We start from the raw sequence: 17,124 nt of genomic DNA on the forward strand, positions 1-17,124 counted from the left end.
ACCTTTTTAAAATGCTTTCCACTTCGAGACGAAACCAGTCAACACATCTTTTACTATCGACTCTGGAGAGTCGATTTACTCGCTTTTCCCATAATCCATGCGTGTCGGGCAAGCTGCCCGACCTACGGTACTTTATTGTCAATGCAATCAAATTCAAACCATAAAAAAAGCCCGTACATCTTTGTGATGCACGGGCTTTAAAATTTTTGGTGTTTTCGAGATTTAGTGACAAAAATTACCGCAGGGCTTCCTCTAATTCCAGAGATGCGTTGCTGCCTTCATCACGGTACTTCACAATAATTGGGCATGACATACTTAAGCCATTTTCTTTGGCCCAGTCATTTCCAACAGGTCGGGTTCCCGGAATCACGACGGCATTTTCAGGAATGGCAGAACCGCGTTCCAACACTTTCTCATTCACGGTATCATACACCGGAACGGCTTTTGAAAGGGTCACACCGGGAGCAATTACAGCACCCTTTTTCACCAAAATTCCTTCCACGATCACAGACCCGGCTCCTATAAAACAATCATCTTCAATGATCACCGGATTCATTCCCACCGGCTCCAAAACCCCGCCGATCTGAACGCCTGCCGAAAGATGCACATTCTTGCCAATTTGCGCGCAGGATCCAACCAAAGCGTGACTGTCAACCATAGAGCCTTCATCCACAAAAGCGCCTACATTAATATATGCCGGCGGCATGATGATCACCCCGGATGACACATACGCACCACGACGGACGGAAGATCCACCGGGCACCAAACGAACGCCGTCTTCAGGAGAAAAATACCGAGGGGGCAAATTGTGCTTGTCTACAAATCCTTCGTAGATACCATCGTAACTGGTGTTTTCGCCATCTTTGAATGAGGCCAGAATAGCTTCTTTGACTTCAACATTTGCCTCCCAGCCATTCTCCGTTTTATTGGCCGCTCTGACCTTTCCTTCTTCTAACTGATCTAAAATATCTTCGTAATTCATTTTCTGTTTGTGTTGTTAACTTGTTAAAATCGTTTTACTGCTTTTTCAGCCAGGCTGCAATCTCTTTATCTGCATTCACGAGATTCTGTTCCACTTCCTCCGAAATATCGCCCAGTGACAGTGGCAGCCGAACCGTATCGTTCGCGATCCATCCTTTTTTGTGAAGCAACGTTTTTGCCGGAACGGGGTTGGGAGCCTTGAAGAGTGCATCGGTTGCATTTTTCCATAATGGAAACAGATCTTCGGTTTCACCGGCCAGAGCATAATTCTACATATTTATGGGTCGCTTTGGGCCAGACATTGGCGGCCACAGAAACCAAACCCACGCCTCCTTCTTTGGTGAAATCCGGGGTCATTCCGTCATCTCCGCTGTAGAATTTTACATCCGGTGCTTCCTGTCGAAAAGCCTTGAATTCTTCCACACTTCCACTCGCTTCTTTAACGCCCATCAGATTGTCGAATTCTTTGGAAAGTCGCGCTGGCACGCTTGGATGCATTTTTACGCCGGTTCGAGACGGCACATTATATAACATGCAGGGAAGCTCGGTTTCGGCCATCAATTCTGAAAACCACTCAAACTGTCCCTCGGCTCCGGGTTTTGCATAAAGTGGAGTTACCAAAAGAAGCGCATCCGGTTTTATCTCGTTCACCCAGTGAATGAAATCGACCTGTGCGGAAAGATTAAATCCGCCGATCCCCACCATAAAAGGAACATCCAGCTCGAGTCCTTTCGTAAATTGGACAATTCCTCTTTTTTCTTCTTCATTCAGGTTCAGTCCCTCGCCGGTACTCCCTAAAACCAAAACTCCATTTCCGGCTTCTTCTTGTTTTCTGAGTAAGGTTTCAAAACTCTCATAATCCACACTCCCGTCAGGATTCATCGGGGTGATTATTGCGGTCCACAGTGGAAATTTTTCCATTATCCTTCCTCCATTATAATTTGATCAAATAGCTGCCCGAAAGCGTGTACTCCGTTTTCAATATCCGGGTTTTCCACCATTTGCTTTGCAGCCCAGATGGCCCCTTCTGCAAATAATGCTCTATCCAATGCTTTGTGTTTCAGGGTGATTTTTTCCGTACCCGTTTTTACCGTCAACTCATGAATTCCCTTTACATCTCCTTCTCGCGCTGAAGTCACTTCAGCTTCTTTATCCAGCCATTCTTTCCAGGAAAGAGCGGTTCCGCTGGGCGCATCTTTTTTATGTACGTGATGCACTTCGTGAATATGAAATTCCGGGTCTTTTAGAATTGAAGAAGCTTTTGAAATCACCTGAATGCTTTTTCGGATTACATTCATCCCTAAACTGAAATTAGACGCCAGCACCCAACTGGTATTTTTTTTCTTCACTTGGTCGGCGAGATCTTCAGGCCAGTCGAAACCGGTGCTACCCCAGGCCGCGGGGATTCCAGCTTCCAACACATCATCAATCACGTCAGGCACGGCATCACCCGGTACAAAAATGATGACTGCATCTGATTGTTTAAGTTTTTCTACGGTTGGCGGATTATGCTCATCAAAAGCCTCAGAGCATTCATCTCCAAGTAATTCTACTACTTTACCACCGGTTTTGCCGGTTCCAATAACAGCTATCTTCATAAATCGATTTCATTCAAAATTGAGTCTTAAAATAAGGGTTTAACGGGACTTTATTTACCGGATTAAGACTCTTTTACTTATGAAATTGATAGGCAGTACTTATCTCTCAATAAACTTCTTGTGCACCATCTTCACAATATCCTCTGCTTCCTGATGATCTACCAAAAAGCACAAGTTATTGGAGCTTGCTCCGTGACAGATCAACCGCACGTTGTATTTTTCGAGGGCCGTGAAAAGCGGTCCACCAATCCCTGAAGTTTTCTGAAGATCGTTTCCGATCAATGCAATTAAAGCCAGTTCTTTTCCACAATCACTTCTGCAAAACGGCCCAATTCCTCCAGCACTTCGTCCGTCAGTTCCACTTTATTGGCTGCATTTACGGCCGTATCCAATGTTAAAGCTACGCTAACTTCACTGGTACTCACCAGATCCACTGAAATTTTATGCTCGGCAAGTGTCTTAAACAAGTGAGCCAAAAATCCATGTTGATGAAGCATCTCGAGGCTGTTTACCGTCAGCAGGGTTTGATCTTTTCGGATAGAAATGGCCCGCAGCGTTGGCTTTTCTTTCGCCTCTTTTACGATATAGGTTCCGGGTTGATCCGGATCTGAACTGGAGGCCACGCGCACATTCACCCCGCCACGAATAGCAGGTTTCAGGGTTGCGGGGTGAAGGACTTTTCCGCCAAAAACAGAAAGCTCAGCCGCCTCATCAAAGCTTATTTCATGGATAGGAAAAGCCTCGGATACAATTCTTGGGTCGGTGGTATACACACCGGCAACATCCGTCCAGATCTCGAGGGTATCGGCGCCAACGGCTTCAGCAAAAAGAGAAGCGGAAAAATCACTTCCGCCACGTCCCAATGTGGTTGTACTCCCAAATACATCGGAACCTATAAACCCTTGTGTAAGATAGGTTTTTCCGGGCTCAATAAACGTTACCCGCATTCTTTTTGATGGAGTTTACAAATCGGATCGGCATTCCCAAATGTGGAGTCTGTTTTCATGACCTGCCGTGCATCCAGCCATTCGGCTTCAACGCCATTCTCGTTCAATACCTGCTACAAAGAATTCGGGTCGACATCAGCTCCCCAAAAGAATATAAGGTGTCCTTCCAGCGCTTGTCGCGTCCGGAAAAATCCAGGTGTTCTCTGAGGTTAGAGAATTCGGCATAGAAATCATCCTTCAGTTTATCCTGATCCTGACACTGTTCTATAATGGAGAGATGTCGTTTTTCGATCTGCCCTAAGATTTCTTCGCGCTTGGTGGAATCATTTTCCGGATGAAAGAGCCACAAGATCATTGGTGGTTCCCGAAGTTGCGCTAATTACGATGAACTGTCGGTTACGGTCGGCCGCTACAATACGGGCACTGCGCTGCATGGCTTCAAAAGTGCCCACGCTGGTGCCTCCAAATTTAGATACGATCATTCTTTAAAAAAGAGTTGGTGTGATGAGTTGAGTGAGTTTCAAAAATAAAGACTATTTGGGCCAAAGACTTGTTTAAATAGAGGATTAAAAATTTAAAATTAAAGATTAAAAGATTATTCAATAGGCTTAATACCAATCTTAAATTTTGAATCTTTGATCTTGAATTTCACTTCTTTACTGATTCATGTAAAATTTTTGTATTCTCTCACGAAATTAAATCAGTACAAAACAAACTTTATGGATTCAGCACTTATCACCAGCGATGCCGTCACCTTTGGATTACTGATGGCTATATTAGCCGGAATTTTCGCCACCTCGCACAGCGATAATCCCAAATGGCAAAAATTCTATAAGTTTGTCCCTTCGCTGCTATTGTGCTATTTCATCCCCTCCCTGCTAACCACTTTTGGTGTAGTATCTGAAGCAGATTCCAATCTCTATTATATGGCATCGCGGTATTTGCTTCCCGCAAGTTTAGTGTTGCTGACGCTGAGTATTGACCTGAAAGGCATTCTGAATTTGGGGCCCAAAGCCGTCATTATGTTTTTGGCGGGAACCGGAAGTATCATGCTCGGTGGACCTATTGCACTGCTGATTGTGGGAACCATCAGTCCTGAAATTGTAGGTGGTACCGGTGCTGATGAAGTTTGGAGAGGTCTTGCCACGGTTGCCGGAAGCTGGATCGGCGGCGGAGCCAATCAAACCGCTATGCTGGAAGTTTTTCAACCCAGCACGGATCTGTTTGGAGCGATGGTAACGGTCGATATCATTGTGGCCAACATCTGGATGGCCTTCCTTTTATATGGAGCCGGAATTTCGGATCGGGTTGACAGCTGGTTCAAAGCAGATTCTTCAGCCATCGATGAGCTGAAAACAAAAATTGCTGATTATCAGGCTAGTATTGCCCGCGTTCCAACCCTCGTCGATTTCACTAAAATTGGAGCTATTGCATTTTCTATAGTTGCCTTGGGTCACCTGGCCGGCGATTCTATTGGCCCCTGGATTGATGCCAACGCTCCTGCCCTCGCCGACCTAAGTCTCAATTCTTCTTTCTTCTGGATCGTAGTGGTTGCAACTACCGGTGGATTGATTCTCTCCTTCACCAAAGCCCGTAATCTTGAAGGAGCCGGTGCTTCTAAAATGGGAAGTTTGTTTTTATACATTCTGGTAATGACCATTGGCATGAAAATGAATATAGCCTCTATGCTTGATGCCCCGGTTTTTTCATTATTGGTGCGGTGTGGATATTAATTCACGTGGCCGTGCTGCTTCTGGTTGGGAAATTTATTAAAGCACCGTTTTTCTTTGTGGCGGTTGGGAGTCAGGCCAATGTTGGAGGTGCGGCTTCAGCTCCAATTGTAGCTTCAGCATTTCACCCCGCGTTGGCCCCTGTCGGAGTTTTATTGGCTGTTCTGGGATACGCGCTCGGAACCTACGGAGCTTATCTTTGTGCCATTATGATGCAGGCTATTTCTACCATGTAAATTGAAGATGAGACTCTGCACTTACTCCTGATTTTGGCCGAAAAGGTTTACTAAGTTTGGGTTACTTAGTCCTTTGTGATGCTTTGTGTCTTCGAGCCTTGGTGGCAATCTTTATTGGAGATTTGGCAGGCTAATTCCCCGATTCTCAGATCTCCATAATTCCCTTCAAAATTCAGGATATGCTGTATACTTCTTCGTATCTTGAAGAACTAATTTCCAATCTTAAATTTCACTGATTCTTGAAGAGAGCACTCAAGTTCCTGGCCGTTTTTTTAGGCGCTACCGCATTTGTTTTTGCCATGGTTATAGGACTCAATTATTCCGGCTTTGAAACCCTTTTTGAAAACGAAGCCGGCATGGCTGAAGGCAGTCAATACATCGAAAACACTTACTCGCTGGCCGGTTTAACCAACTTCGTAGCCGAACATCCCGAATGGGTTTCCATTACTTCCTATAATGTGAATGATCCTGACTCCGGCATCTTTTATCAGGAGAATGTACCACGGGCCCTGGGCGCAACTTCCAACCTCTTTTTGCTGATGGAATATGTGAGGCAGGTTGATGAAGGACGGCTCAATCCGAAAGAAGAAATAAGTCTGCAGCAGATCGAGAAATTTGCGCTGCCTGAGATCAGCGAAAACAATCACAAAAAACTGATCGATACTTTCGAAGAAGGAACTGCGCCTCTGGATGATGTGGTAAAAGCCATGCTCCAAAACAGCGACTTGGTTTCCGCCGATTATCTGTGGTTTCGTTTGGGAGAAGACAACATCCGTGCTTTGATGGACACCCTGGCAATGCCGGAATCTGCTCTTCCACTCCCTTTTAGCGGGATGTATATGCGCATCAACCCGTCTCTGCATGACACTTCAGATCTGAAGGACATTCCGTTCTCAAAATTTGCAGAAGAAGCCATTCGATCAGCCCGAAAACTAAAAGATGATTCTGATTTCAACCAGCAGGTGAAGGAGCAGTTTGAAGACGACCGGATTTCGCTCACTTTTATGCAGGAAAGAGATGCACTCGCATATTTTCCACAAGCAACCACCCGTGAGCTTGCAGACCTGATGGCTCGCTTGTTGAATAATGAGATCATCTCCCCAAAATTTCAGAGCAAATAAAAGAAAGGCTGCGATGGCCCATGGGATCAGAACCCATAGCCCGTAGTTTTGAAGATTATGGGGCTATTTATGATAACCGCATGGGATTGTTAGGTGGCATCGATTTTGGGACGTCCATTTATGACGGACACACTTCTGTTCAGGCCATTTTCTTTGATCAGCTTCCGGTGGGATTCTGGGTGCACATGAGCGCCAACCACATGCAGGAAGACTATCAGCAGCGACTTATATGGGATCCGGCTTTGTATGAAACCACACTCCAAAAAATCTCCGAGACCGATGAATAAATATCGTCTGCTTCACTTTTATTGGCTTATTCCTGCCTACCTGTTGTTTCTTGTAGCCCAGCAAGGGTTGGTTCATCAAGGAGCCAAAAGCACCTACGATAATGGCGAAACATACCTGGCTGAGATCACCGATTTTGAGATCAAGCAGATAGCCGCCCAAAGTAATGGATATGTAAATATTCGGTTTGAAGCTGAAGGCGATACCATTGCACGCCGAATGACCCTTTCCGTCCAAATGGCACAGCAGCTAATGAAAAGCAACACCATTCCGGTTCGCTATGAAAAGGGAGCATTTCAGGAAATTGTGCTCTTCCCCACTTACGATATCCAGCGGAGTACTTCATTATACAATATGGGCGTGGCCTTCCTGGGTTTGGTGGTCACCGCTGTTTTTGGCTTTTTTGTGAACCGATATATCCGCCGCAAAACCCTCAATGCCGATGATGAAAAATTCACTATAGAACGAGTCGATTCATGAAAACCGGAACGCTTTATCTTATTCCCACAACACTCGGAAAAACCGGAGAAAACAACGCTCTGCCTGAATATACCCTGAATGTACTCCGCAAGCTGGATGTGCTGATGGTTGAAAATCTGCGCACGGCTACCTCTTTTTTACAATGGGTGGGAGACACTGTACCTGAGTACGAAATCGACTTTTATCCGCTCAACAAAAATACGCCGGAACAGGAAATTCATTCGTTTCTTCGTCCGCTGCTGGATGGCAAAGATGCGGGTATTCTTTCTGAGGCCGGGGCTCCTGCCGTGGCCGATCCCGGTGCAAAGCTGATTAAACTGGCTCATCAATATCAGGTAAAAGTAGTGCCGCTGGTGGGACCTTCATCCATCTTGCTGGCTCTTATGGCGGCCGGTTTTAACGGGCAACAATTTACCTTCCACGGCTACCTGCCTATCGATCAGAAAAAACGGAAATCTATGATCAAGCAGCTTGAGGGGGAATCGCGCCGGCACGACCGGACACAGATCTTTATGGAAGCTCCATACAGAAATAACGAACTCCTGAAAGATGTGTTGGATACTTGTGCCTCCAACACCCGGGTTTGTACTGCTACCGACATCACCTTGCCCACCGAGGAGATCATCTCAAAACATGTGGGTAGCTGGAAGGCGAAACCTTTGCCTGATCTGAACAAACGGCCTACTATTTTCCTGATCTACGCAAAAGAATAGACTGTTTTTTTCTTCCAGGTTCAGAAATACTACATACCCGAGTTCGATTTTAAAAACAGTAAGTATGATAGACTTGATGGTCATTTCGCGGCGGAAGGCCCGAAATCTAATGGTTTTTTAGGTATTAGCCATTGATTTAATGGCAATAATAAGATACCCGCCTTCAGCAGGTATGACCTTAGCTATTTTTGGGCTCGTTTAACACATTTAATACATCGAACTCAGTTTACACCCAGATCTCACAGAATTTCACCCCACAAAAAAAGCCCCATCAAGATGATGAGGCTTTAGAAATATCAATGATTACAGGTGGCTTCAATGAGCGCCGGCGGCATCCAATAACTCAACTACGCTTTGGTGACGATGCGTTATAGCCTGATCTTTAGCCGACCAGCCACGGTCATCATGCACATCAACATCGCTGTGATGCTCGATCAATAGCTGTACAATACCATAATACCCATTCGCAGAAGCCCAATACAATGGAGAAGTTCCCCGATTATCTCTAAGGTCAGCTTCTGCTCCGTGCCTCAATAATAGTGCTACGATCTCCTTATGCGCCATGTTTAGCTGCTTTTAGCAATGCAGTTCGTTCATGATTGTCTTTTGCATTTATATCTATTCCACCGTTGATGAGCTCTTTGATGGATTCGATGTCGCCTGATTCTGCGGCTTCGAGAAATGTGTCTTCGTTCATAACGTATCCTCCTCGTTTGGGAATTTAGATTGGCACCTGAATTGTACTTTCCGGGTGTTCAAATGTCAAATTAGAAATACGAGTTGAGTTTGAAGATTACATGAATTGCGGGTAATCATACATAAAAAAACCCAATACCTGATCTGAGGGCTACTATGTTTAAAAAGCTACTTATTCTTAAAGTGATTTCCTCAAATAGATATTGGGCATAAAAGCTATTATATATAGTCAGACGAGTAGAGAATTGAAATTGTTTCTATTGAAATGTTAAATCTTTGTAACGTCATCTAAACAGACTCATTTGTGAGCCGGAACTTCTTACAAAATGATCTGTGGTCAACTTATTGTGGCGTTCATTTAACCCAAGTTTTTGGGTTTGAACGTGAAACAGATCCGAAATCTGTTTCGAGAAATTTCCCTCTCCCCTCATTCGTTTGCCCCATTCCGAATTGTTGAGTTTGCCGTCCCGTATATCCAAAATTTTATGGAGCACTTTTTTCTTCCGGTCCGGGAAATGTTGCTCCAGCCATTCAACGAAAAGATCCTTCACTTTATAGGGAAGCCGCAACATAGTGTAGCCCGCATACTTTGCGCCGGCTGCGGCTGCTTGCTCCAAAATTTCTGCACACTCATGGTCGGTAAGGCCCGGAATGATGGGCGCTACATTCACCCCAACAGGAATACCGGCATCAGCCAACCGACGGATAGCTTCCAATCTCTTTTGAGGACGGGAGGTTCGGGGTTCCATAACACCGGTGAGATCTTTATCGAGCGAGGTAACTGAAATCGTTACACTCACGCAGTTATACTCATTCAATTCACATAGCACGTCAATGTCACGGGTTATCAGGTTGTTTTTGGTGATGAGTCCCACCGGATTTCGAAATTCTGCCATTACTTCTAAACATTGACGGGTGAGCTCCAGCTTGCGCTCCACAGGCTGATAGATGTCGGTAACTCCACTCATGGCAATTACCTGAGGTTTCCATTTTTGGGAACTGAGTTCCTTTCTCAGCAACTCCGGGGCATCGTATTTCACTACGATCTTCGACTCAAAATCCAATCCCGATGAATATCCCGATATTCATGATAGGGCCGCGCATAGCAGTAAATGCATCCGTGTTCACATCCCCGATATGGATTGATGCTCGCGTTAAACCAATGTCTTCACTTTTATTATAGGTGATCACAGACTTGGTGTGATCCGGAATGTATTGTGTTTTGGGTGAAGGTTTTTCTCCGGTTTCTTCGTCCAGGTCGTAATCAATATAATTTCCCTCAAAACGGTTCACCGGGTTATCGGATGCGCCTCTTCCCCGCAACGGATTTTGTTTGTTTGCCATAGATCCTCTTTTTCTTATTACATAAATCACACATATAATATATGTATTTGCAATAAGGATAGAAACAAAAAAGGCCGGACAATTTTGCCCGGCCTTGCTCTTAGTTTGATTCGATTTATAAAAATATAGAAAGAATAAAAAACTGTATAGGTCATTCCTGCGAAGGCAGGAATCCTATTCTTGCCAGTAAGTCAACTGTTGATACTTGGATACTGATTAGATTTCGGCATACGCTGCGAAATGACCACCAGGCCCTTCAAGTACCATTATTTAAATCGAACTGATGTTAATAATATGAACAAAGAAATTTTCTATTGCTCATACACTTTCTCGCCTGCTACCCAGGTTTGGAGTACTTCAGTCTGCCAGATCTCAATGGCCGGCACTTCAAAGAAATCCCGATCAATAACGATGAAATCGGCCCATTTGCCTTCCTCTAAACTTCCCAGCACATCTTCCTGATGAGCGGCATAAGCGGCATCGATGGTAAATGATCTCAGCGTTTCTTCACTCTGCTGAGCGCTTCTTCGGGATACCATCCTTCCGGTGGATTTCCCTCATGGTCCTGACGGGTTACAGACGAATACAATCCGAAAAAGGGATTTACGTGTTCAACCGGGAAATCTGAGCCATTGGCAATGACCGTACCCTGATCCAAAAATTTCTGCCAGGCATATCCGCCTTTTATACGCTCTGAACCCACACGATCTTCCGCCATATTCATATCGCTGGTGGCGTGCGTTGCCTGCATAGAAGCGATCAGATCAAGCTCTTTAAATCTTGGAATATCTTCCAGGGAAACGATCTGTGCATGTTCAATACGATGGCGTAATCCCTGATCTCCATACTCATTCGATGGCTTGTTCAAAAGCATTCAGCACCACGTCATTGGCTCGGTCTCCAATAGCATGAATATTGGTTTGATACCCATTAGAGATCGATTTATCGACCATATCATTGAGTTCTTCCTGATCATAAAAAAGAAGTCCACGATTGCCGGGATCATCTGAATAAGGTTCCTTCATAGCTGCTCCCCGACTGCCTAAGGCTCCATCGGCAGAAATTTTCACACTTCGGAGTGCAAGTCGGTCATTGGCGTATGAATTGATAGGCCCATTTTTAGAAAGTTCATCAAAGTCATTCCCGGTTCCGCCTATCATTGCATAAATACGAGTGATCATTTCTCCCTGATCCGCAACATTCTTGTATAGCTCCCAGGTTTGGGCCGGAATTCCAGCATCATGTACGGATGTGAGTCCTTCGCTTGCCATTTTTGCCAGCGCTTGCTCAAAGGCCAAGCGTCGCTCTTCGTCGGTGGGATCCGGGATGATTTCAGCGATGTAATTATCTGCTGCATCAATAAATACTCCGGTTGCCTCACCACGGTTGTCTCGAATAATCTTTCCTCCCTGTGGATCGGGCGTATCCATGCTGATATTTGCCATTTCCATGGCTTTGGTGTTGGTCCAGGCAGCGTGGCCATCAACCCGCGTTAAAAAAACCGGGCGATCAGGGACCACTTCATCCAGATCAGCAGCGGTAGGAAATTCATTTTCAGGCCACAGGGTTTGATTCCAGCCCCGCCCCTGAATCCATTCCAACTCCGGATTCGCCTCCGCATATGCTTTGATGGAATCTAGAGTAGCTTCAAGCGTCTCAATTCCAGCTATGTTGATATTGAGTTCTTGAAAACCCAATCCCATTACATGTGCGTGAGCATCTATCAACCCGGGAAGAACTGTTTTCCCCTCCAGGTCAATAACTTCTCCTGTGGCCGATTGTGCTACGTCGGCATCACCAATCTGAGCCACTTTGCCGTCTTTAACAACGAGCGTACTAAATGAAATGAGGGAGTCTCCCTGGAAAGTATATCCATTGGCATTAACAAAAACTTTTCCATTTTCTGACGAGGTACACGCCGAAAATGAAATTCCGATAACTAATAAAAAAGTCAGTAGCTTATTCATATTCATAGTTTGATTTAGAATTTTAGCCAATATAGGCATTGCATATCATTTGATAACTATCAGCGTTTGATTAGATATTTAAAGTTGTTAAGGATTATGAATGTAACCGCGACTTCTTAATCCAGCAGTGCGTTCAGCGTATCTAATAATCCGCCTGGACCTACATTCATTTCAGAAACTTCATTTTTTGAGAAGAAACCGATATTGCGGAGTATTTGAGAATCCGAATCTAACTCAGGATCAATTCCCAAGGCTAAGCTTCCCTCCTATCCCTGTTCACCAAAAGATATATTTCTACTGCATGAATGGGAGGCTTTAACAACCTGATTGACGTCCAACATTCGCTCTACACGATACCCTCAATCCTGTTTCTTCCTGAAATTCACGGATAAGGGCCTCTTCAAGGGTTTCGCCAAAATTCACTTCTCCGCCCGGCGGAAGCCAAACACAACTATTGGTTACAGGCGAAAGCAATTCGATCAACAGTAGTTTATTTTCATCAATCAATACCCCACACGAACGAATGCGCAGGCGATTTTCTACAGTAGCCAGGGCTCATGACTTACCTGCTGGTGCCTTTTCTTTATTTTACAGACTTGTAGAGTTTTGTTCGATTTAGCATATTTAGACTGGCTTTCACAAAATCCACAAACAGAGGCTGTGGATTATTTACGGTACTTCTTAATTCGGGGTGAAACTGGACTCCTACAAACCATGGATGATCCGGAATTTCAATAATTCTCAACGAGATCACGGTCTGGGTTCATACCCGACAATATCATACCGTTTTCAGTTAGTTTATACCGAAGATTATTGTTGACTTCGTAGCGGTGACGGTGACGCTCATCCACTACTTCTTCGCCGTAAGCTTCGTGAGCTTTGGAGCCTTTTTTAAGCTTACACGCATATTTTCCAAGCCGCATGGTTCCGCCCATATTCTCAATATTCTTTTGGTCATGCATAATATCGATAATGGGGTGTTCGGTGTTCTCATCGAACTCGGTGCTGTTGGCTTTATCCCAGCCACAAACATTACGCGCATATTCTATGACCGCGCACTGCATTCCCAGACAAATTCCAAAAAATGGAATATTATTGTGTCCTTGCATATTCAACTGCAGCTAATTTTCCGATTATGCCCCGGCCGCCAAATCCGGGTGCAACCAGCACGCCAGCCACATCCTTTAATTCTTCCTTCACATTTTCAGGAGTCAGGTTATCAGACTGCACCCATTTTATGTTGACCTTACAATCGTTAACAGCTCCGGCATGAATAAAAGCTTCTACAATAGATTTATAGGAATCGTGATGCTCAACATATTTACCGACCAGTGCAATGTTTATCTCTCCGGATGGATTACATACAGCTTCGACAAAACCAATCCAATTATCCAGATTTGGTTTCGTGGTTTTCAGCTTCAGTTTTTTGATCACACGCTGATCAAGTCCTTCTTTTTGCATCAAAAGCGGGACTTCATATATGCTTTCGGCATCAAGTGACTCGATCACATCTTCTAGATCCACATTACAGAACTGAGCTACTTTCCGTCGAATGGTCTCATCCAAAGGATGCTCAGATCGGCAAACCAAAATATCGGGTTGAAGTCCACTTTCAGAAAGTGTTTTTACCGAGTGCTGGGTTGGTTTTGTTTTCAACTCACCTGCCGCTGCCAAATATGGCACCAGCGTTAAATGAATAGAAAGCGTATTTTGTCGCCCAACATTATAACGTAACTGACGAACAGCCTCTATATAAGGCAAACTTTCAATGTCACCCACCGTACCCCCAATTTCTATAATCACCACATCATAATCTCCGGATTGCCCCAGTTTTAAAACATGCGACTGAATTTCATCTGTGATATGCGGAATGACCTGAACGGTTTTACCCAGGTAAGCACCTTGCCGTTCTTTCATGATCACATCATAATAAATGCGGCCTGTAGTCACGTTGTTGCTTTGAGAAGTAGTGATATCCAAAAAGCGCTCGTAGTGACCAAGATCAAGATCTGTTTCAGCCCCATCATCGGTTACATAAACCTCCCCGTGTTCGTAGGGATTCATAGTTCCCGGATCCACATTTATATATGGATCCAGTTTTTGGATGGTGACTTTAAGACCTTGAGCTACCAATAGACGGCCAAGAGATGCACAGATTATACCTTTACCGAGTGATGATGTAACTCCTCCCGTTACAAAAATATATTTGGTGGACATGCGGGATGTGAGTGTAGTTGATGGATGTAAAATATAGGAGGTTCCTCAACCCTGTTCAATTCAGATAAGGTGAAATTTCATTTTGTTTTCCACATGTTATCAACAACTTCGTATTAACACATCCGGTTTATCAGAAAAAATTCCGCTTGCCCCCCTGTTTATCATTTTTCGCATCTGGTCGTTTCTTATTTACTGTATATACAAAAACACGGAGATTTATTGTCCTTTAGCTCTTCTTAGCCCATTGTTTTTGAAAACTGTCGGTAGCTGCAATTAAATGCATTAGCATTATAATGCGCGACAAGCTCTGATGGTAGAGCTGTTGTTCAGATTGATTTTTTTCATACAACAATGCGGTTGAGATGTTCACATCCAATGCTTCTAAGGTGTGAAATGGCTCTATAATCGAAAACTTGAGAATAAAACATGATTCTTCCATATCATACTTTATTAACCAGCTCAAGCGCCTTTTCTTCAATCCCACCCCTGGCTTACAGATCAGTAACTGCTTCGGCTTAATTTCGATGTTCAGAGCAATTTTGTCTTTGGCAAATTCTAGCACTTCTTCTAAGAGTTGGAATGTGGTTCACCTTGATAGTCATTGCTCAAACCCAACTGCCGGCATCTAATTGCTTTAAGTTCTTCTGAGGTAAATTCTGAGATACCTTACCGGTTCCATTTGTGGTTCGATGCAAGTATCTTCATCATGTATAGCTATTGGAATTCCATCTTTGGTTAGTGTAACATCCAGCTCAATCATTTCAGCTCCCATTTCGTAAGCAGCCTGAAATGCAGCCATAGTATTTTCAGGGAAGTAAGCGCTGGCTCCACGATGAGCAATAACAACAAAACCGTCATCTATTATCGGAATATAGCTGAACAGGTAAATTCGTCATTTAGTTGATCGATTGTTAAGTTAGAAGTCTCGACAATAATCGCAATAAGAATATTAATAACGCTTCAATGCATCTAGATGCTCATAATTAATATACATAATTATAAGGCATAGACACTTCCCCTGCAGCAAGCTGTTTCGTCAATTTTAACGAAATTAACAATCAGTATTAATTTTGTGAACTTATCACACGTTTAATAGCTTTTTGTAATAACGAATCAAAGGCTCCTGATTTTGTAATTGTATTATACATAAAGTATAAGACCGATCATAGTTGTGATACTACCAAATACCGTCATTACAGTTGCCAACCATATAGGCTTGATACTATTAATTAATGAAAGCGCTACCACGGATGTTCCTAAAAAAATCTGACTTAAAGCAGATAAAAAATGCAACCCATTAATGGAATGCACTTCGATCGCATAAAGTCAGATATCCCGGTGGCATTGCGATTGGTTAAGTTGAACTGCTTCGACCCATCGCTAACAATTGGATTTTTATGTTTCTCTTCTTCGAACATGTCCTTTATTTTTTAGCTAACCTAACCTTCAACACTCATTTATTATAATGAAAGTAAAACGACTTTAAAATTATTTATGACAAAATCTGAAAACTTTTTTATCTACGGAAGGAATCCTGTTGAAGAAGCCCTTCGAAAACCGACCGGGCGAAATTGACAAAATTTACGTCAAGAGCAATTTAAAACCATCTTCTTACCAAAATATCAATGAGCTTTCAACTAAAAACGAGGTTCCCCTCGTTAAGGTTACCGGGGCCAAAATTTACAGCCTGGTTGGCAAAGTAAACGACCAGGGATTTGTTGCTCAGATCAGTGCTGCCCAATACACCCGATTTTTTGATTGGGTTGAAACGCTGGTACTCTCCAAAAATCCTGCCGTATTTTACTTTTACATGGAATTGAAGACCCTCATAATTTTGGAGCTATTTTACGCTCCGCAGCGGCTGCCGGCATTGAAGCCGTCATCATTCCTATGCAAAATCAGGCTCCGGTTAATGCTACCGTTTTCAAAACTTCTGCAGGAACTGCCGGACGTATTCCCATTATTCAGGGTACATAATTTGAACCAAGGCTATTCAAAGATCTAAAAGCCACCGGATTTTCAATGGTTGGATTAGATGGGAACGCTAAACAAACCCTGTGGGAAGCCGATCTTGAATCAACCTATTGGCGTTTTTAATTGGCAGTGAAGGCGAAGGTATTCATCCCGCTAACGTTAAAGCGCTGCGATTTCGCTCATTCAATATTCCCATGGCGAATAAAGTGGAATCGCTGAATGCCTCGGTAAGTGCAGCATTGGTCAGTTATGAATGGATGACGAGAAAGAAGGCTGATCTACTCGTACAACAAATATCAGTTCTTAGCTTCCTTTAAAGAGATTCACATCCGTATTCCAATCCGGGATTATTTTGCTGTTCTTCAATAATATCTCTCAAATCGATACCAAATAGATTATTGGCAAACGAGCTTGATCTCAAAATTGGGGTCGTGTTTTTGGGCATATTTCAACAGATCAATACCAAGTTCTAGTGGATCGGTTTGAGCATAATCTCCATCAAAAGAAATTTCCGGACTCCGTGACATGTTTGTCCTTCCCATTTAGGATTCGATAGCCATTCCTGGAATTGATTTTGGAGTGAATGAAACGGGATCAAGTTGAACATTATGCTTTTGCTGCAAGATTTCTGTAACGCCGATGTTGATGAACGTTCAAAGTTGGGGACCCAATCTGTAAAAAGGGATTCTCGAGTTCCCCTTCCTTCAGATAAATTCGTCCCTTCAATAATAACCGTGCCCACATAGGCGAAAACATGCTCAAATGATGGTAGATTTGGCGATGGCGGGATCCATTCCAAGCCGGTTTCAGGCCACATGCATATTTCGTTCCCAGC

At 43.7% G+C, this 17,124-nt stretch carries 25 protein-coding genes and 3 pseudogenes; 8 read left to right on the forward strand and 20 right to left on the reverse strand.

Annotated features, from left to right (window positions below):
- Nucleotides 1-235 precede the first annotated feature (235 nt).
- From U5K35_RS06875 to U5K35_RS06910, 8 genes are all read right to left on the reverse strand, one after another.
- Nucleotides 236-982 carry a 2,3,4,5-tetrahydropyridine-2,6-dicarboxylate N-succinyltransferase gene (locus tag U5K35_RS06875; RefSeq protein WP_322570727.1) on the reverse strand — a complete coding sequence of 249 codons (747 nt, stop codon included), beginning with the start codon at nucleotides 980-982 and terminating at the stop codon, nucleotides 236-238.
- A 34-nt stretch (nucleotides 983-1,016) separates the two neighbouring features.
- Nucleotides 1,017-1,151, reverse strand: a complete 135-nt coding sequence (locus U5K35_RS06880; protein ID WP_322570728.1) for a hypothetical protein — start codon at nucleotides 1,149-1,151, stop codon at nucleotides 1,017-1,019.
- A gap of 79 nt (nucleotides 1,152-1,230) precedes the next feature.
- Nucleotides 1,231-1,902, reverse strand: coding sequence for a 4-hydroxy-tetrahydrodipicolinate synthase (gene dapA / locus U5K35_RS06885; RefSeq protein ID WP_322570729.1), 672 nt, complete (start codon nucleotides 1,900-1,902; stop codon nucleotides 1,231-1,233).
- A complete protein-coding gene (locus tag U5K35_RS06890) occupies nucleotides 1,902-2,579 on the reverse strand; it encodes a dihydrodipicolinate reductase C-terminal domain-containing protein (protein WP_322570730.1) in 678 nt (225 codons plus the stop codon). The genes dapA and U5K35_RS06890 overlap by 1 nt, the downstream gene beginning before the upstream one ends.
- 99 nt (nucleotides 2,580-2,678) lie before the next feature.
- Nucleotides 2,679-2,861: an ACT domain-containing protein gene (locus U5K35_RS06895; protein ID WP_322570731.1), complete on the reverse strand. Its 183-nt coding sequence runs from the start codon at nucleotides 2,859-2,861 to the stop codon at nucleotides 2,679-2,681.
- 5 nt (nucleotides 2,862-2,866) lie between these two features.
- Nucleotides 2,867-3,526, reverse strand: a complete 660-nt coding sequence (locus tag U5K35_RS06900; RefSeq protein ID WP_322570732.1) for an aspartate kinase — start codon at nucleotides 3,524-3,526, stop codon at nucleotides 2,867-2,869.
- 103 nt (nucleotides 3,527-3,629) lie between these two features.
- On the reverse strand, nucleotides 3,630-3,881 hold the full coding sequence (locus U5K35_RS06905; protein ID WP_322570733.1) for a hypothetical protein: 252 nt from the start codon (nucleotides 3,879-3,881) through the stop codon (nucleotides 3,630-3,632).
- Nucleotides 3,850-4,008: a hypothetical protein gene (locus U5K35_RS06910; protein ID WP_322570734.1), complete on the reverse strand. Its 159-nt coding sequence runs from the start codon at nucleotides 4,006-4,008 to the stop codon at nucleotides 3,850-3,852. The genes U5K35_RS06905 and U5K35_RS06910 overlap by 32 nt, the downstream gene beginning before the upstream one ends.
- 237 nt (nucleotides 4,009-4,245) lie before the next feature.
- Between U5K35_RS06910 and U5K35_RS06915 the strand changes: the two are divergent.
- The 5 genes and pseudogenes from U5K35_RS06915 to U5K35_RS06935 all read left to right on the forward strand — a co-directional run bounded on the left by U5K35_RS06915 (nucleotide 4,246) and on the right by U5K35_RS06935 (nucleotide 8,091).
- Nucleotides 4,246-5,492 (forward strand): annotated as a pseudogene (locus U5K35_RS06915) (DUF819 domain-containing protein).
- A gap of 239 nt (nucleotides 5,493-5,731) precedes the next feature.
- The gene (locus tag U5K35_RS06920; protein WP_322570735.1) at nucleotides 5,732-6,613 is read left to right on the forward strand and encodes a serine hydrolase; all 882 of its coding nucleotides are present in this window, start codon (nucleotides 5,732-5,734) and stop codon (nucleotides 6,611-6,613) included.
- Nucleotides 6,614-6,633: 20 nt separating this feature from the next.
- Nucleotides 6,634-6,900, forward strand: a complete 267-nt coding sequence (locus U5K35_RS06925; RefSeq protein ID WP_322570736.1) for a hypothetical protein — start codon at nucleotides 6,634-6,636, stop codon at nucleotides 6,898-6,900.
- The gene (locus U5K35_RS06930; RefSeq protein WP_322570737.1) at nucleotides 6,893-7,378 is read left to right on the forward strand and encodes a hypothetical protein; all 486 of its coding nucleotides are present in this window, start codon (nucleotides 6,893-6,895) and stop codon (nucleotides 7,376-7,378) included. The genes U5K35_RS06925 and U5K35_RS06930 overlap by 8 nt, the downstream gene beginning before the upstream one ends.
- A complete protein-coding gene (locus tag U5K35_RS06935) occupies nucleotides 7,375-8,091 on the forward strand; it encodes an SAM-dependent methyltransferase (protein ID WP_322570738.1) in 717 nt (238 codons plus the stop codon). Before U5K35_RS06930 ends, U5K35_RS06935 begins: the two co-directional genes overlap by 4 nt.
- A gap of 315 nt (nucleotides 8,092-8,406) precedes the next feature.
- Here U5K35_RS06935 and U5K35_RS06940 read toward each other — a convergent pair whose 3' ends face one another.
- The 11 genes and pseudogenes from U5K35_RS06940 to U5K35_RS07000 form a co-directional block, all read right to left on the reverse strand.
- Nucleotides 8,407-8,655 carry an ankyrin repeat domain-containing protein gene (locus tag U5K35_RS06940; RefSeq protein WP_322570739.1) on the reverse strand — a complete coding sequence of 83 codons (249 nt, stop codon included), beginning with the start codon at nucleotides 8,653-8,655 and terminating at the stop codon, nucleotides 8,407-8,409.
- Entirely contained in the window at nucleotides 8,645-8,788 is a 144-nt protein-coding gene (locus U5K35_RS06945; protein WP_322570740.1) for an ankyrin repeat domain-containing protein, read from the reverse strand. Before U5K35_RS06945 ends, U5K35_RS06940 begins: the two co-directional genes overlap by 11 nt.
- A gap of 283 nt (nucleotides 8,789-9,071) precedes the next feature.
- On the reverse strand, nucleotides 9,072-9,827 hold the full coding sequence (locus U5K35_RS06950; RefSeq protein WP_322570741.1) for a radical SAM protein: 756 nt from the start codon (nucleotides 9,825-9,827) through the stop codon (nucleotides 9,072-9,074).
- A gap of 13 nt (nucleotides 9,828-9,840) precedes the next feature.
- Complete coding sequence (locus U5K35_RS06955) at nucleotides 9,841-10,131, reverse strand: hypothetical protein (RefSeq protein WP_322570742.1); 291 nt, start codon at nucleotides 10,129-10,131, stop codon at nucleotides 9,841-9,843.
- 311 nt (nucleotides 10,132-10,442) lie between these two features.
- Entirely contained in the window at nucleotides 10,443-10,670 is a 228-nt protein-coding gene (locus U5K35_RS06960; RefSeq protein WP_322570743.1) for an amidohydrolase family protein, read from the reverse strand.
- The gene (locus U5K35_RS06965) at nucleotides 10,628-10,999 is read right to left on the reverse strand and encodes an amidohydrolase family protein (RefSeq protein WP_322570744.1); all 372 of its coding nucleotides are present in this window, start codon (nucleotides 10,997-10,999) and stop codon (nucleotides 10,628-10,630) included. The genes U5K35_RS06960 and U5K35_RS06965 overlap by 43 nt, the downstream gene beginning before the upstream one ends.
- Nucleotides 10,980-12,098, reverse strand: coding sequence for an amidohydrolase (locus U5K35_RS06970; protein ID WP_322570745.1), 1,119 nt, complete (start codon nucleotides 12,096-12,098; stop codon nucleotides 10,980-10,982). The genes U5K35_RS06965 and U5K35_RS06970 overlap by 20 nt, the downstream gene beginning before the upstream one ends.
- A gap of 315 nt (nucleotides 12,099-12,413) precedes the next feature.
- Complete coding sequence (locus tag U5K35_RS06975) at nucleotides 12,414-12,605, reverse strand: NUDIX domain-containing protein (protein ID WP_322570746.1); 192 nt, start codon at nucleotides 12,603-12,605, stop codon at nucleotides 12,414-12,416.
- A 76-nt stretch (nucleotides 12,606-12,681) separates the two neighbouring features.
- Nucleotides 12,682-14,315, reverse strand: a pseudogene (locus U5K35_RS06990) (CTP synthase).
- 226 nt (nucleotides 14,316-14,541) lie between these two features.
- A complete protein-coding gene (locus tag U5K35_RS06995; RefSeq protein WP_322570750.1) occupies nucleotides 14,542-14,877 on the reverse strand; it encodes a hypothetical protein in 336 nt (111 codons plus the stop codon).
- A gap of 72 nt (nucleotides 14,878-14,949) precedes the next feature.
- The gene (locus U5K35_RS07000; RefSeq protein ID WP_322570751.1) at nucleotides 14,950-15,114 is read right to left on the reverse strand and encodes a glycerophosphodiester phosphodiesterase; all 165 of its coding nucleotides are present in this window, start codon (nucleotides 15,112-15,114) and stop codon (nucleotides 14,950-14,952) included.
- Nucleotides 15,115-15,852: 738 nt separating this feature from the next.
- Between U5K35_RS07000 and U5K35_RS07005 the strand changes: the two are divergent.
- The 3 genes and pseudogenes from U5K35_RS07005 to U5K35_RS07015 form a co-directional block, all read left to right on the forward strand.
- Nucleotides 15,853-15,999: pseudogene (locus U5K35_RS07005) on the forward strand (hypothetical protein); the annotation flags it as partial.
- Between the two features lie 158 nt (nucleotides 16,000-16,157).
- Nucleotides 16,158-16,292: a hypothetical protein gene (locus U5K35_RS07010; protein WP_322571747.1), complete on the forward strand. Its 135-nt coding sequence runs from the start codon at nucleotides 16,158-16,160 to the stop codon at nucleotides 16,290-16,292.
- A 107-nt stretch (nucleotides 16,293-16,399) separates the two neighbouring features.
- Nucleotides 16,400-16,606 (forward strand): TrmH family RNA methyltransferase, encoded by a 207-nt coding sequence (locus tag U5K35_RS07015; RefSeq protein ID WP_322570752.1) that lies wholly within the window; start codon nucleotides 16,400-16,402, stop codon nucleotides 16,604-16,606.
- Nucleotides 16,607-16,758: 152 nt separating this feature from the next.
- Here the strand turns inward: U5K35_RS07015 and U5K35_RS19600 are convergent, their stop codons facing one another.
- Entirely contained in the window at nucleotides 16,759-17,106 is a 348-nt protein-coding gene (locus tag U5K35_RS19600) for a hypothetical protein (protein ID WP_416221595.1), read from the reverse strand.
- Between the last annotated feature and the right edge of the window lie 18 nt (nucleotides 17,107-17,124).

Source organism: Rhodohalobacter sp., from assembly GCF_034521535.1.
Classification (GTDB): Bacteria; Bacteroidota; Rhodothermia; order Balneolales; family Balneolaceae; genus Rhodohalobacter.

Coding starts and splice junctions, on each gene's coding strand:
- U5K35_RS06875 (WP_322570727.1), bottom strand. CDS start 982: ATGAATTACGAAGATATTTTAGATCAGTTAGAAGAAGGAAAGGTCAGA.
- dapA (WP_322570729.1), bottom strand. CDS start 1,902: ATGGAAAAATTTCCACTGTGGACCGCAATAATCACCCCGATGAATCCT.
- U5K35_RS06890 (WP_322570730.1), bottom strand. CDS start 2,579: ATGAAGATAGCTGTTATTGGAACCGGCAAAACCGGTGGTAAAGTAGTA.
- U5K35_RS06900 (WP_322570732.1), bottom strand. CDS start 3,526: ATGCGGGTAACGTTTATTGAGCCCGGAAAAACCTATCTTACACAAGGG.
- U5K35_RS06905 (WP_322570733.1), bottom strand. CDS start 3,881: ATGATCTTGTGGCTCTTTCATCCGGAAAATGATTCCACCAAGCGCGAA.
- U5K35_RS06910 (WP_322570734.1), bottom strand. CDS start 4,008: ATGATCGTATCTAAATTTGGAGGCACCAGCGTGGGCACTTTTGAAGCC.
- U5K35_RS06925 (WP_322570736.1), top strand. CDS start 6,634: ATGGGATCAGAACCCATAGCCCGTAGTTTTGAAGATTATGGGGCTATT.
- U5K35_RS06930 (WP_322570737.1), top strand. CDS start 6,893: ATGAATAAATATCGTCTGCTTCACTTTTATTGGCTTATTCCTGCCTAC.
- U5K35_RS06935 (WP_322570738.1), top strand. CDS start 7,375: ATGAAAACCGGAACGCTTTATCTTATTCCCACAACACTCGGAAAAACC.
- U5K35_RS06940 (WP_322570739.1), bottom strand. CDS start 8,655: ATGGCGCATAAGGAGATCGTAGCACTATTATTGAGGCACGGAGCAGAA.
- U5K35_RS06945 (WP_322570740.1), bottom strand. CDS start 8,788: ATGAACGAAGACACATTTCTCGAAGCCGCAGAATCAGGCGACATCGAA.
- U5K35_RS06955 (WP_322570742.1), bottom strand. CDS start 10,131: ATGGCAAACAAACAAAATCCGTTGCGGGGAAGAGGCGCATCCGATAAC.
- U5K35_RS06960 (WP_322570743.1), bottom strand. CDS start 10,670: ATGGTATCCCGAAGAAGCGCTCAGCAGAGTGAAGAAACGCTGAGATCA.
- U5K35_RS06970 (WP_322570745.1), bottom strand. CDS start 12,098: ATGAATAAGCTACTGACTTTTTTATTAGTTATCGGAATTTCATTTTCG.
- U5K35_RS07000 (WP_322570751.1), bottom strand. CDS start 15,114: ATGGCTGCATTTCAGGCTGCTTACGAAATGGGAGCTGAAATGATTGAG.
- U5K35_RS19600 (WP_416221595.1), bottom strand. CDS start 17,106: ATGTGGCCTGAAACCGGCTTGGAATGGATCCCGCCATCGCCAAATCTA.